Origin of the sequence: Leifsonia sp. EB34 (assembly GCF_041260585.1) — a bacterium.
In the GTDB taxonomy this organism is placed as follows: Bacteria; Actinomycetota; Actinomycetes; order Actinomycetales; family Microbacteriaceae; genus Leifsonia.
Map to the genome: position 1 here is coordinate 889,692 of NZ_JBGCCV010000001.1, position 13,325 is coordinate 903,016.

A 13,325-nucleotide genomic window follows, 5' to 3' on the forward strand; every position below is an offset into this window, starting at 1 on the left:
GATGATTCGGGTCGAGGGATTCTAACCGGCGCATCCCTGCGAACGTCCTGAGCCGGGCCGACGCACCCTGAGCGGATCGGGAAACAGACTGTTCACACGCGGTGACCCGCCCGAAACACCCACGAGACCTCCGCGCGTTTGACTGGGTGCAGCCGCACCGCTCGCGGCGACGCGACGAGGGGATCACGAATGCCGAACACGATGCGCGCCGCGTTGCTCGACGCGGCGGGCGACCCGACCGCCCTCCGAATCGGGGAGGCCCCGACGCCCGACCGGGTGAATGCGGAGTTCCTGGTCAAGGTCGTCGCGGCGGGCGTCAACCCGCTCGACGCCTCCACGCGCTCGGGCAGCGGCGCGTTCGGCGCCATCCACAGCTTCCCGGCCGTGCTCGGCCACGACTTCAGCGGGGTGGTCGTGGAGTCGCCTTTCGCCGCGCATCCGCTCCGCCCGGGCGACGAGGTGTTCGGGATGGTGATGGTCCCCCGCTTCGGCGGCAGCTACGCGGAGTACGTCTCGGTGCCGAGCGTGAGCCTCGTGCGCAAGCCGGCGACGCTCTCCCACATCGAGGCCGCCGCGGCCCCGCACGCCGCGCTGACCGCATGGGGCATGGTGGTGGAGCTGGCGAAGGCGCACGAGGGCCAGCGTGTGCTCGTGCACGCCGGCACCGGCGCCGTCGGGCATTTCGCGATCCAGTTCGCCGCGTACTTCGGCGCCCACGTGATCGCCACGACGCCGAGCGCGAATCACGCCTGGCTGCGCTCGCTGGGCGCCGCCGAGGTGGTGGACGAGGACGCCACCGGGTACGACCCCACCGGGCTCGGCGACACCGTCGACGTCGTGATCGACCCGGCCCCGGAAGGCGAGCGCCCCACCCGCGCGCTCGCGCTCATCCGGCCGGGCGGCCTGCTCGTGCTGCACGTCCCCGCCGGTATCGACCCCGGGCTGGCCGAGGCCGCCGGCGCCGCGGGAGTGCGCACGACCGGCTACACCGGCGCGCCGGACGGGAGCACACTGGCCGTCATCGCCCGCCTCCTGGAGTCCGGGAGCGTGCGCGTGCACGTCGACCGGATCTTCCCGCTGGACGAGGTCGCGGAGGCCCACCGTGCGCTCGAGCACGCGCACACCAAGGGTGCGATCGTGCTCAAGGTCGCGGAAGGCTGACCAGCTCGCGCTCCATCACCCAGTCGTCCTCCAGCCGGTCCCCGACCAGGAAGCGCTTGGAGCCGACGCGCTCGAAGCCGTGCTTGCCGTAGAAGCGCTGGGCGCGCGCGTTCTCCTCGTTGACGCCGAGCCAGATGCCCGCGGCCCCGGCCTCCGCCGCCACCGCCAGGCTGGCCGCCATCAGCCGGCCGGCGACGCCCGCGCCGTGATGACCGGGGAGGACGTAGCACTTGCTGAGCTCGGCGGTCGGACGCACCCGCACCGCGGCCTGCACGTCGGCGTCGGCCGGCTCGCCGAGGTTCACCATCGTGTAGCCGATGACAGCGCCGTCGGCATCCTCCGCGACGAGCACCCGGCGCGCGGGGTCGGTCGTGTACTCGCCGAACCGCTCCGCCGACAGCACGGTCGCGACGAAGGCGGCCTTGGCCTCTTCCGTGGTGTGCGGCGGGCACGCGAGCGGGAAGGTCACGGCGGCGACGGCCGAGAGGGCCGGCGCGTCGGCGGCGGTCGCGGGACGGATCACGACGGTCATCCCCTCAGCGTAGCCATCCCCCGCTCCGCAGAGCAGACGACGACGGGCCGGTCACCGCGTAAGCGGTGCCGGCCCGTCGAGGGAACGATGCGATCAGATCGCGTTGACGTCCAGCGGGATGCCGGGGCCGAACGTGGTCGACACGGCGCCCTTCTGGATGTAGCGGCCCTTCGCGGCGGACGGCTTGAGCCGGACGACCTCGTCGAGGGCGGCCTTGATGTTCTCGTCGAGCTGCTCGGCGGTGAAGGCCGCCTTGCCGACCACGAAGTGCACGTTGGAGTGCTTGTCGACGCGGAACTCGATCTTTCCGCCCTTGATGTCGGAGACGGCCTTCGCCACGTCCGGGGTGACCGTGCCGGTCTTCGGGTTCGGCATCAGGCCGCGCGGGCCGAGCACCTTGCCGAGACGGCCGACCTGGCCCATGAGCTCCGGGGTGGAAACGGCCGAGTCGAAGTCGGTGTAGCCGCCGGCGACCTTCTCGATCAGGTCGGAGCCGCCGACCTCGTCGGCGCCCGCGGCGATGGCGGCTTCAGCCGCCGGGCCGGTCGCGAACACGATGACGCGCGCGGTCTTGCCGGTACCGTGAGGAAGAATGACGGTACCGCGGACCATCTGGTCCGCCTTGCGCGGGTCCACGCCGAGCTTCAGCGCGACCTCGACGGTCGAGTTGAACTTGGCGGAACCGGTCTCCTTCGCGAGGGTGACGGCCTCGGTGGGGGTGTAGAACTTGCCGGCTTCGATCTTGTCGGCCGCGGCCCGGTAGGCCTTGGACTTCTGTGCCATGAGATTTCTCCTAACGAGAATGTGGTGCGAGCCTGGCCGGCTCTGCCACGGTGATGTCTGGGGTGACGGGGAGGTCGGGCTTACGCCTCGACCGTGATGCCCATCGAACGGGCGGTGCCTGCGATGATCTTCGACGCCGCGTCGATGTCGTTGGCGTTGAGGTCGACCATCTTCTGCTCGGCGATCTCGCGCACCTGGTCCTTGGTCAGCTTGCCGACCTTGGTGGTGTGCGGCACGCCGGAGCCCTTGGGGACGCCCGCGGCCTTCTTGATCAGCTCTGCGGCCGGCGGGGTCTTGAGGATGAACGTGAACGAACGGTCCTCGTAGACGGTGATCTCCACCGGGATGACGTTGCCGCGCTGCGCCTCGGTGGCCGCGTTGTACGCCTTGCAGAACTCCATGATGTTCACGCCGTGCTGACCCAGGGCCGGGCCGATCGGCGGGGCCGGGTTGGCGGCGCCGGCCTTGATCTGAAGCTTGATCAGACCGGTGACCTTCTTCTTCGGTGCCATGTCTCTTCCTTCTTTGTTATTCGAGCAGGTGGGCGCGAGGCCCACGTCGCTCTCCCGGTTTCTCGGCCCTTCCGAGACCCGGTGTCATGTCAAAACTGGGGGATGCTCTGAAAGATTCCCGTCAGAGCTTCGTGACCTGGTCGAAGCTGAGCTCGACCGGGGTCTCGCGCTCGAAGAGCGACACGAGCACGGTGAGCTTGCCGCTCTCCGGCTTGATCTCGCTGATCGAGCCAGGCAGGCCCGCGAACGAGCCCTCCTTGATGGTGATGGTCTCGCCGATCTCGAAGTCGACCTCGGCCGGGATGACGCGCGCGGCGGCCTTCTGCCCCTTCGCGGCGCCCTTGGCCGGGGCCTGCTCGACCTGCACGAGGCTCTTGAGCATCGAGAAGGCCTCCTCGAACCGCAGCGGGGTCGGGTTGTGGGCGTTGCCCACGAAGCCGGTGACGCCCGGGGTGTGGCGGACGACGGACCAGCTGTCCTCGTTGAGGTCCATGCGCACCAGCACGTAGCCGGGGATGCGCACGCGGTTGACCATCTTGCGCTGGCCGTTCTTGATCTCGACCACGTCCTCCATGGGGACCTGGACCTCGAAGATGAAGTCCTCCATGTTCATCGAGACCATGCGGTTCTCGATGTTGGACTTCACGCGGCGCTCGAAGCCCGCGTAGGAGTGGATGACGTACCACTTGCCGAACTTGGCGCGCAGCTCGGCGCGGAACGCCTCGTACGGGTCGGAAGCGGCCTCGTCCTCGTCTTCGACGGCCTCCTCGGCGGCCTCGGCCTCTTCGGCGGAGTCGACCTCGAGGGCCTCGTCGACGGCGCGGTCGGCCTCGGGGTCGACGGCCTCGGCCATCGCGTCGAGGACCGCGTCCAGGTCGATCTCGGTGCCGTCCTCGGCGACGATGTGCAGCGCCTCGTGCTCGGCGGGGTCGGACGACTCCTCGTCGCGCTCCAGGACATTGCCCGTCTGCGCCTCGTCGTCTTCGGAGGACTGCTCGGCAGCGGTCGCCCAGTCGACGTCGTCGCGGTTCGTCTCAGACACTGAATTCATTCCATTTCTGTCGGTATGGCCGTGCGGCCGGTCGGGAGGCGCGGATTACTTCGGATGCCCGAAGACCCACACCACACCGAGACCGAACACCCAGTCGAGCAGGGACACGATCGCCATCATGATCACCACGAAGACGAGCACGACGCCGGTGTAGCTCAGCAGTTCCTTGCGCGTCGGCGTGACGACCTTCTTGAGCTCGCCGATGACCTGCCGGATGAACAGGGCGATCCGCGCGAAGGGGTTGCGCCTCGCGGCGCGGTCCTTCTTGGCGTTGGCGACGACTTCCTCGCTCGGCTCGTCGATTACCTTTCGGGCCACCTCGTTACACCTTTCGTGGACCGGCATCCGGGATGCCGGTTTGCAGGGCGGACAGGAATCGAACCTGCAACCTGCGGTTTTGGAGACCGCTGCTCTGCCAATTGAGCTACCGCCCTAAGGATCGTGAACCCGGAAGAACCCTCCTGGCATTTACGAAAAATAGGCGCAGAAAAGCTTGGCGGATTCAACCACCGCACCCAAGTGTACGGGACGCCACAGCACCTCGCAAAAACGCCTCGGCCCCCTTGCGCGACGCCGCGGCTCAGAGGAGCTTCCGCTCCAGCGCCCACGCCGTGAGCTCGTGCCGGGAGGAGAGCTGGAGTTTGCGGAGGACCGCCGAGACGTGGGTCTCGACGGTCTTCACCGAGATGAACAGCTCGGCGGCGACCTCCTTGTACGCATACCCCCGCGCGATCAGCCGCATCACCTCGCGCTCGCGCGCGGAGAGCCGGTCCAGCTCGTCGGTGCTCTCGGCCTGCTCCCCCGCCGCCGCGCCGAACGCGTCGAGCACGAAGCCCGCGAGCTTCGGCGAGAAGACGGCGTCGCCTCCCGCGACCGCCACGACCGCGTCGCTGACCTGCCGCCCTGAGCTGCCCTTGGTGAGGTAGCCGCGCGCCCCGCCCCGGATCACGCCCACCACGTCCTCGGCCGCGTCCGAGACGCTGAGGGCGAGGAAGCGTGTGCGCTGGTGCTCCGCGGCGGTGCGACGGAGCACCTCCGCGCCGCCGCCGCCCGCGCCGCCCGGCAGGTGCACGTCGAGCAGCACGACGTCCGGGTGCGTGCGCTGGATCGTCTCCACGGCGCCGTCGACGTCCTGCGCCTCCGCGACCACCTGGAGCCGGTCGTCCAGGTCGGAGCGCAGCCCGGAGCGGAAGATCGAGTGGTCGTCGACGATCACGACCGTGATCGGGCGCGCTGCGGTGTCGTCGGTCATGGTCTCATTCTCGCTCGGCGGGCAGTTCGACGGTCAGGTGGATCTCGGTGCCGCTCTCGCGCGAGGTCACCGTGGCGTGGCCTCCTGCCCGGCGCATCCGCCCGACGATCGACTCGCGCACGCCCAGCCGACCCTCCGGCAGCGCGGCGATGTCGAAGCCGGGGCCGCGGTCCCGGACGAACACGTCGGCGGCGCCTGCGCCGGACTCAACGTAGACGGAGACGTCGCCGCCGGCGTGCCTGGCCGCGTTGAGCATCGCCTCCCGGGCGGCGGCCGCCAGCTCGGCGGGCGCCCGCAGCACGGGCTCCCCCACGCTCACGACGTCGAAGTGCACGGCGTGGTCGACCTCCAGCGCCGCGGCCACCTCTCGGAGCTCCGTCGCGAGGTCGGAGGCCTCCGGCGCCACGCCGTCCGCGCCCTCCGCATAGAGCCAGTCGCGCAGCTCGCGCTCCTGGGCGCGCGCGATCCGGCCGACCTCGCTGGAGGCTCCGGCGCGGTTCTGGATGAGGGCGAGCGTCTGCAGCACCGAGTCGTGGAGGTGCGCTGCCATCTCGGCGCGCTGCTCCTCGCGGACGCGTGCGGTGCGCTCGGCGATCAGCTCGCGCCAGAGCCGCAGCGCCCACGGCGCGACCAGGACGGCCGCGCCCGCGAAGGTGGCGCCGATGATGGCGAGCCACAGGGAGCCCGACGAGCGCCCGGCCTGCATCCCGCTGAGCACGAGGGCCAGGGCGACGAGGAACCCGCCGGCGGCGAGCCGGAAGGTCGCTGGCGCGAGCGGCGACGGCATGAGGCTCTGGTCGTCCACGAGCTGGTCCCAGATCACCGCGGCGACCAGCAGCAGGACCGAGGTGAGGACCGCGCCGAAGGCGGACCCCTGCGCGTCGGCGGCGACCAGGACGACGGCGGCGACCCCGGCCGCGGCGCCGACCCCGGCGAGCACCCACGGCACGTTCACCCGGCGGGTGACCCGCTCGTCCGGATCGTCCACCGGCGCGTCCCGCAGCGGCGTCAGCGCCCACAGCCACAGATAGAACAGCACGCCGGCGCCCCCGATCAGCGCGGTGCCGACGAAGATCCAGCGCACCGCCGTGACCGGCCAGCCGAGGTGGTCCGCCAGCGCCACGCTCACCCCGCCGACCAGGCAGTCGCGCGGGCGCGCGAGCGGAGGGCGCGGGATGCGCCCCGGGTTCGCCCGGCCGGAGGGGGTCGCGGGAGTGGTGGCCATACCTGGAATCCAAGCAGAACCGGCTCCTCCCGCACAGCGCGGACGACGGGAATCAGGGTGCGGTCAGGGTGTCCCCGGATAGCGACGGGATGTCGCCGCGCGCCACGATCGAGTCATGGTGAACGACAGCACGACCCCGCCGCCGGACGGCGGCACCCGCGGCGGCCCGCAGGCCCCGTACGGCGGACCGCAGACCGGCCTCTCCGGCCGCGGCACCCGCTTCTTCGACTGGATGCGCAGCCTCGGCGTCACGCGCACCGACGGCTGGATCGGCGGCGTCTGCGCGGGCATCGCGTACCGCATCGGGATCGATCCCCTGATCGTCCGCGGCATCCTGGTCGTGGCGGCGCTGCTCGGCGCGCCCGCCATCCTGTTCTACGCCCTCGCCTGGGCGCTGCTGCCGGACCGTGACGGCCGCATCCACCTGCAGCGGCTCTTCGAGGGCGAGTTCGAGCCCCCGATGGTCGCGATCGGGGTGCTGGTCGTCCTCTCGCTGCTGCCCTGGTCGGACGGGGTGTGGTGGTTCGGTCACGACGCGGGCTGGGGAGACACCGTCGGGCGCGTCGTCTGGACGCTGATCGTCCTCGGGGCCGCCACCACGGTGATCGTGTTCGCGAGCAACCGGGCCGGCGGCCGTTCGTGGACCGGGAGCACGGGAGGTGCAGCGACGGCCGAGCAGGCGCCGGCGCCGGGTGCGGGTTCCTCACCCGCCGCTGCCGCCCCGACGAGCACGGCCCCCGCGAGCTCCGCCACCAGCGCGAGCTCCGCCCCGCCGGCGACGCCCACCGTCGCCACCATCGCCGAGCCGACCGCACCTCCCGCGCCCGGCGCCGGCGCGACCCCGCAGGAGGTCACCGACTGGCGCGCCCGCCAGGCGCAGTGGAAGGCCGAGCACGACCAGTGGAAGCAGCGGCTGTCCGAAGACATGCGCGCGGTGAAGGCGCAGCGTTCGGCCCAGCTCCGGGCGCAGGCCGCCGCCGCGAACGCCGAGGCGGAGTCCCGGCGCGTGGCCTATCGCGCGGCGAACCCGCGGGTCGGGGCCGCGATCGGCTGGCTGTCGGTCGGCCTGGCGCTGGTGGCCGGTTCTGTCACCGGCGCGCTCTGGGGGCCGCTCACCGGCCTGCCCGGTTACGCCCTGACGGCCGCCCTCGCCGCGGCGACGCTGGTCTTCGGGATCACGGTGCTCATCGCGGGGATCGCCCGCCGCCGCAGCGGCTTCCTGATCTTCCTCGGCATCCTGCTGGCGACGCTCACCGCGCTGGCCGCGCTGCTGCCGACGTCACCCGGGGTCCGCCTGGACGCGAGCGTCACCTCCGGGGGCACTCTGTCCGCGACACCGGCCGCGAGCGCGAACTACCTGCAGGCGGTCGGAGACACCACGATCGACCTCACGAGGGCCGTGGCGGCCCCGGGCACGCCCGTGGTGAACCTCGCCAAAGGGCCCGGGCCGACGACCCTGATCGTGCCCGCGGACGCCACGGTGCGCGTGGAGGCCGCGACGGTCTCCTCGGTGACGGTGACGGATCCCGCGGGCGGCGAGCAGGTCCACCGCTGCGACCCCGGGCCGTTCGGCGGGTGCTCCACGGACATCGTGGTCGGGCCGGCCGGGGCGCCGGAGGCCATCGTCCGCGTCGCGCAGGTCGACGCGGTCCACGTCGAGCGGGTCCAGAAGTGAACGAGAGCGAGAACGAGATGTCCACGAACGCCGACCAGCCCACGAACGCCGACCAGCCCACGGACGACGCGAACGCGACGGCGCCCACGTCGACACCGGCCGCCGCCGAGTCCGACGAGGCGGAGACCCTGGTGATCCCCACCGAGTCCGACACGGCGACGGCACCCACGACGCCGATCTCCTCCCCCGCCGAGCCCTGGCTCTCGGACGCCGCCTACGCTTTCCCAGCTCGGCCGGCGCCGTCCGGCCCACCGCCCGTGCGCTGGGGAGGCATCGTCTGGGGCATCCTGATCATCCTGCTCGCCGCCACCGTCCTGGTGGTCGTCTCCTCGCCGACACGCCTCGCCGGCGTCACCGTGTGGCTCGCGACGCTCACGCCCGGCGCGGCCTTCGCCGTGTGGGTCGCCGCGCTCGGAATCGTCATCGTCGTCTCGGCGCTTCTCGCCGCGATCGGCGCCGCACAGCGCAACCGCCGGCGCCGCCAGGTCTGACCGACGAAGAAGGGGTGCCGGCCGCTCAACCCGAATGAGCCACCGGCACCCGGGGTGGACTCGTCGCCCGCTGGGACGCAGCGACGTTGGGCCACCCACTGGCGGCGCGGCTCCGGGTACCCGTACCGGAAGCGGCGACCGCAGGACTCCAGTTAGGCGGATACCGGACGGGCCGATTCGCACCATTCCCGGAATCACGCGGGGACGGTTCGTGAGGATCACCTGAGCGCTCACCTCTCCGCCCGATGGCCGCAGTGCCGCCGGGCGCGGGCGTGGCCGATCCGCGCCGCAGCGCGCCCCTCGGCGGCGCACCGGTCCGGTGACTATGGGTGGTGAACAGCCGCATTCGGCCGTGCCGTCGCGCGCGGGCGCCGCGGATTCCCGGGCGACACCGGACGGGACCGGCCGCGCCGGCAGCCCCTGACGACCGCCGAACGGCAGACCTGGAGTGAAAAACATGGTGAAACTGTCCGGACGCCCGCCCGCTCCTCCCGCGGTCCCCGACCCGACGCTGCTGCTCACCGCCGCCGTGTGCCGGCTGGCCGCCACGATCGGCGTCCGGCTGGTCGTCATCAAAGGGATCGCCGCCGACCAGTACGGGCTCCGTCCCGCCCACATCAGCAGCGACGTGGACGTCCTCGTGGACCACGACGACCACGGCCGCCTCCTCGCCGAGCTCGGGACGCGCGGCTGGCACCGGCGCCCCAGCGACCCCGACACGGACGCCTTCCCCGTGCACAGCGCGAGCATGTATCACCCCGAGTGGGGCGCCGACATCGACGTCCACTTCCGCTACCCGGGTCTCGAGGCAGAAGGCGGCATCTTCGAGCCCATCTGGGCGCAGCGCACGACCATGTGGTGCGGCAACCAGCCGGTCTGCATCCCGGGCCTCGTCGACGCGATCATGATCGGCGCCGTCCACGCGATCCGGTCGCGCTTCTCCCGGCGGCACCGCGAGGAACTCGACTTCCTCGTCCGGCGCTGCTCCGACCTGGACGTCACACTGCTGCTCGAGCGCGCGGACCAGCTCGGCGCGCTCGCCCCCGCCCGACCGTTCCTGGAGCGGCTGAAGCCGTTCGAGGCGGAGTACGACTGGGGCGAGGCCTCTGCCGAGTGGCGGCTGCGCACGGAGTTCCCCGAACCGTCCCAGCGGCGGGCGATGCTCTGGAAGCAGGCGGCCCCGCGGGAGCGCCTCACCAAGCTGCGCCTCGCGCTCTTCCCGCCGGCCTCCGCGTTCGTCAAGGAGACGACCGCGACGAAGCTCGGGCCGGCCCAGCTCGCGGGCCGCTACCTCCGCCGCTGGTTCCGTGGCGCGAAGGCCCTCCCGCAGGCGCTCGCGGTGCTGCGCGCGAGCGGCCGGAGACGTCCCTGAGGCCGGTCGGCCGGTGTCAGTACGCCCCGTTCGGGCGCAGCACCACGCCAACCGTCTGGAACAGGATCCGGAGGTCGCCGGCCACCGACCAGTTCTCCACGTAGAAGAGGTCGAGCCGCACGCCCTGCTCCCAGGACAGGTCGGAGCGCCCGCTCACCTGCCAGAGCCCGGTCATGCCCGGCTTGACGATGAGCCGTCGGTGGCTGTCCCTGTCGTACTCCGCCACCTCGGACGGCAGCCCCGGCCGCGGCCCGACGAGGCTCATCTCGCCCTTGAGCACGTTCCAGAGCTGCGGCAGCTCGTCGATCGACGTGCGGCGCAGGAACCGGCCGACGCGGGTGACCCGCGGGTCGTCCTTGATCTTGAACAGCGGGCCCGCGCCCTCGTTCCTGTGCTGCAGGTCCGCGACCTCCTCCTCCGCGTTCACCCGCATGGTGCGGAGCTTCACGATGCCGAAGGCCTGACCGTCGCGGCCCACCCGCGCCTGCCGGAAGAACGCCGGCCCCGGGCTGTCGAGCCGGATCACGACCACGCACACGACGATGACCGGCAGGAGCAGCGCCAGCGCGAGGGAGCTCAGCACAATGTCGAACACGCGCTTCGCCCGGCGGCGCGTGATCGAGCGATCGGCCGGCGCGACCTCCACGATGGGGAGCCGGTCGATCGGGAAGTACTCGGCGCGCGGCGCGGCGAGCTCCGGCACGTCGATGGAGAGCCAGACGACGGCGCCCGCGCCCTCCACGTCCCAGAGGAGCTGACGCACGTTCGCGCCGTCGCGCTCCTCGGTGAGGACGATGATGTCGACACGGTGCCGCTGCACGAGCTCACGCAGATAGGGGCCGCGCGCGTTCTCGACGCCGGTCGTCGCGACGACGTCGACCGCGACAGGCGCCGCCCGCTCCGCGAAGACGGCGGCGAGCCCCGCGACGCGCTCCGGGGAGCCGACGACGAGCGCGCGGCGGATGTAGCGCCCGCGCGCGCGGTGCGCGTAGATCCACCACCGGCAGACGAAGCGCACGGCGAGCAGGCCGAGCAGGCCGAACGGCATGGCGAACGCGAGGTAGGCGCGCGAGAGGTCGAGCTGCAGGACGAGCGAGGCGACCGCGAGGAGGGCGACGAGCGAGACGGTCGCGCGGACCGGTGGCCCGTACGCGGGGCCGTTGAGGCGCTTCGGCCAGGACTCGTACCCGTTGAGGGCGGCCAGGATGGCGAGCCAGCTCAGCCCGATCAGGATCGAGACCATCACGTACGAGGTGTCGAGCGGCCCGATCTGGAAGGGGTCGTTGCGGCTCCCGAAACGGATCACGTGCGCGGTGGCGAGGACGCCGCCGATGACCAGGGCGTCCGCCAGGAGCAGCGAGCGGGCCGCGCGCAACCGCCCGGCGACCGTCTGCGGGCTCTGCGAGTCGGTGCGGACCATCAGTTCCTCCCGTCGCCGAGGGCGCCGCTCTTCAGGGTCGGTATGACGTCGTCGGCGGCGAGCGCCTTTCTCAGGACGCCGACGCGCGTCTCGTTGACGAGCACGATCGACTGGCCGCCGGGGGACGTCCCGGTCCCGGCGGTGGGCAGAGTGAACGTGTGGATCGCGTCGGGCTTCAGACCGCCGAAGCCGAGCGCGAGCGACGCCGCCGTCGACGCGGTCAGCCCGTCATCCACTGCCAGATAGCGCGCGAGCGTGATGATCGCGGACTGCGTCCGGCCGGGATCCGCCAGTGTCCCCGCGCTGATGAAGCCCTGAAGCATTCCGCGGACGAACGCCTGCTGGTTGCGCACCCGCTGATAGTCGGAGTCCGGGAACGAGTACCGCTCGCGGACGAAGGCGAGGGCCGCCTCCCCCTCGAGCGTGTTCGCGCCCTTCTCGAAGCTGTAGCCCGGCATGTTCTTGGAGGTGAACGCCCGGTCCGACCAGACCTTCACCCCGCCCAGAGCCGTCGAGAGCGTGCCGAACCCGCCGAAGTCGACGACCATCACGTGATCGATCCGGGCTCCCAGCAGGCCTTCGACCGTCTGGACCGTCAGCGGGACGCCGCCCCACGCGTAGGCGGCGTTGAGCTTGTCCTCGCCGTGGCCGGGGATCGGGACCCAGAGGTCGCGCATCAGCGAGACGATGACGACCCCCGACCGGTCCGCGGGGATGTCGACCAGCATGAGCGTGTCTGACCTCTCGTTCCCCACCGTGCCCGACATCGGGTCGTGCAACCCGTCGCGCGAATCCGAGCCGATGAGCAGGATGTTGGTCGCCCCCGCGACGGCCGGCGGCCGCCCCGCCTTGTCCGGGAACGCGTTCGGGATGCGTGTGACCGTGTCGTCGAAGGACGACCCCAGCCAGAGCAGGTACCCGCCGAGGAGGGTGACAGGGAGCACGATCACGAGGACGGCCGCGGTGATCCAGAGCCAGAGGCGTCGCCGCCGTCTGCGTTGGCCGCGACGCCGCCGCTGCCTGCGCCCGGACTCCGTGAGCCCTGTGGCCTCGGAGCCTTCGGGCTCCGCGGATGCTTCAGCGAGCCCGAATCCCTCCGGGAACAGGGACTCGCGTCCGTCGCCGGGCGTCGTCACGAGGGCGCCTGCCGGCCGGCCAGGACGTCGATGGCCGGGACGAGCCGGCGCGCCATCTCGTCGAACGCCTCGTCCGGTCGGCCGTAGGGGTCCTCGATGTCGTCGTCCGCGCGCGGCGGGAGCAGGCCACGGCGGCGGGCGTCCACGGCCCGGTCGGTGAGCTCGCGCCACCGCCGCGGATCGCCCGGATCGCCCTCCCCCGCGAAGTCCTCGACCGCGCGGGCGAACTCCCGCAGCGTGAACGTCCGGGAGAACGCGGCCGGGTCGAGCGCGGTGACCCGCGTCGCGTGCTCCTGCGTGAGGGCGAGGACGAGGTCGGCGCCGGCGATCGTCGCCTCGGTGAGCTGGGTGGCCACGAATCCGTCCGGGTCGCCGCCGAACGCACGGACGCGGGGCCGCGTCTGCGACGAGATCGCCCGTCCGACGACGGCGCGCGTTCCCGCGCTCCGGACGACGACGCCGTCCCCCGCTCCGCCGGTGGCGGGAGGCAGTCGCGCCGCCAGGAGTCGCTCGGCCATCGCCGACCGGCAGATGTTGCCGGTGCACACGAAAAGGACGGAGAACCCGCTCCCGAGCATCAGGACTCCCCTCGGTCGACGGCGCGGCGGGGTCGCCGCGCACGCGGATGCAGACGGCCAGGATCACCCGGTCGACCTCGGCGCTCGCCCGGCAGGGGGACGACGGCGCTCTTCCGCACTCCGTTCTTCACCCGACG

At 72.0% G+C, this 13,325-nt stretch carries 14 protein-coding genes and 1 tRNA gene; 4 read left to right on the forward strand and 11 right to left on the reverse strand.

The window, feature by feature from the left end:
* The first annotated feature begins 189 nt into the window (after nt 1-189).
* Nucleotides 190-1,161: an NADP-dependent oxidoreductase gene (locus tag ABIA36_RS04220; protein WP_369961017.1), complete on the forward strand. Its 972-nt coding sequence runs from the start codon at nt 190-192 to the stop codon at nt 1,159-1,161.
* On the opposite strand, the gene ABIA36_RS04225 is transcribed toward ABIA36_RS04220, so the two are convergent.
* The 8 genes from ABIA36_RS04225 to ABIA36_RS04260 all read right to left on the reverse strand — a co-directional run bounded on the left by ABIA36_RS04225 (nt 1,142) and on the right by ABIA36_RS04260 (nt 6,516).
* Entirely contained in the window at nt 1,142-1,693 is a 552-nt protein-coding gene (locus tag ABIA36_RS04225) for an N-acetyltransferase family protein (protein WP_369961018.1), read from the reverse strand. The genes ABIA36_RS04220 and ABIA36_RS04225 overlap by 20 nt on opposite strands.
* A 93-nt stretch (nt 1,694-1,786) precedes the next feature.
* A complete protein-coding gene (gene rplA, locus ABIA36_RS04230; protein ID WP_369961019.1) occupies nt 1,787-2,476 on the reverse strand; it encodes a 50S ribosomal protein L1 in 690 nt (229 codons plus the stop codon).
* A gap of 80 nt (nt 2,477-2,556) precedes the next feature.
* Complete coding sequence (gene rplK, locus ABIA36_RS04235; RefSeq protein WP_185278482.1) at nt 2,557-2,988, reverse strand: 50S ribosomal protein L11; 432 nt, start codon at nt 2,986-2,988, stop codon at nt 2,557-2,559.
* Nucleotides 2,989-3,109: 121 nt separating this feature from the next.
* Complete coding sequence (gene nusG, locus ABIA36_RS04240; RefSeq protein WP_369961020.1) at nt 3,110-4,030, reverse strand: transcription termination/antitermination protein NusG; 921 nt, start codon at nt 4,028-4,030, stop codon at nt 3,110-3,112.
* A 54-nt stretch (nt 4,031-4,084) separates the two neighbouring features.
* Nucleotides 4,085-4,357 (reverse strand): preprotein translocase subunit SecE, encoded by a 273-nt coding sequence (gene secE, locus ABIA36_RS04245; protein ID WP_369961021.1) that lies wholly within the window; start codon nt 4,355-4,357, stop codon nt 4,085-4,087.
* A gap of 43 nt (nt 4,358-4,400) precedes the next feature.
* A tRNA-Trp gene (locus tag ABIA36_RS04250) sits at nt 4,401-4,473 on the reverse strand.
* A 146-nt stretch (nt 4,474-4,619) separates the two neighbouring features.
* Entirely contained in the window at nt 4,620-5,291 is a 672-nt protein-coding gene (locus tag ABIA36_RS04255) for a LuxR C-terminal-related transcriptional regulator (protein WP_369961022.1), read from the reverse strand.
* A 4-nt stretch (nt 5,292-5,295) separates the two neighbouring features.
* Nucleotides 5,296-6,516: a PspC domain-containing protein gene (locus tag ABIA36_RS04260; protein ID WP_369961023.1), complete on the reverse strand. Its 1,221-nt coding sequence runs from the start codon at nt 6,514-6,516 to the stop codon at nt 5,296-5,298.
* 115 nt (nt 6,517-6,631) lie between these two features.
* Between ABIA36_RS04260 and ABIA36_RS04265 the strand changes: the two genes are divergently transcribed.
* The 3 genes from ABIA36_RS04265 to ABIA36_RS04275 all read left to right on the forward strand — a co-directional run bounded on the left by ABIA36_RS04265 (nt 6,632) and on the right by ABIA36_RS04275 (nt 10,054).
* Nucleotides 6,632-8,191, forward strand: coding sequence for a PspC domain-containing protein (locus ABIA36_RS04265; RefSeq protein WP_369961024.1), 1,560 nt, complete (start codon nt 6,632-6,634; stop codon nt 8,189-8,191).
* Nucleotides 8,188-8,682, forward strand: a complete 495-nt coding sequence (locus ABIA36_RS04270) for a hypothetical protein (RefSeq protein WP_369961025.1) — start codon at nt 8,188-8,190, stop codon at nt 8,680-8,682. The genes ABIA36_RS04265 and ABIA36_RS04270 overlap by 4 nt, the downstream gene beginning before the upstream one ends.
* Before the next feature lie 457 nt (nt 8,683-9,139).
* Nucleotides 9,140-10,054 (forward strand): nucleotidyltransferase family protein, encoded by a 915-nt coding sequence (locus ABIA36_RS04275; RefSeq protein WP_369961026.1) that lies wholly within the window; start codon nt 9,140-9,142, stop codon nt 10,052-10,054.
* A 16-nt stretch (nt 10,055-10,070) separates the two neighbouring features.
* Here ABIA36_RS04275 and ABIA36_RS04280 read toward each other — a convergent pair whose 3' ends face one another.
* Genes ABIA36_RS04280 through ABIA36_RS04290 form a run of 3 tightly spaced genes read right to left on the reverse strand, consistent with a single transcriptional unit; the run spans nt 10,071 to nt 13,188 of the window.
* Nucleotides 10,071-11,474, reverse strand: coding sequence for a sugar transferase (locus ABIA36_RS04280; RefSeq protein WP_369961027.1), 1,404 nt, complete (start codon nt 11,472-11,474; stop codon nt 10,071-10,073).
* Nucleotides 11,474-12,610 carry an LCP family protein gene (locus tag ABIA36_RS04285; protein ID WP_369961028.1) on the reverse strand — a complete coding sequence of 379 codons (1,137 nt, stop codon included), beginning with the start codon at nt 12,608-12,610 and terminating at the stop codon, nt 11,474-11,476. The genes ABIA36_RS04280 and ABIA36_RS04285 overlap by 1 nt, the downstream gene beginning before the upstream one ends.
* Nucleotides 12,607-13,188, reverse strand: coding sequence for a low molecular weight phosphatase family protein (locus ABIA36_RS04290; RefSeq protein WP_369961029.1), 582 nt, complete (start codon nt 13,186-13,188; stop codon nt 12,607-12,609). The genes ABIA36_RS04285 and ABIA36_RS04290 overlap by 4 nt, the downstream gene beginning before the upstream one ends.
* Between the last annotated feature and the right edge of the window lie 137 nt (nt 13,189-13,325).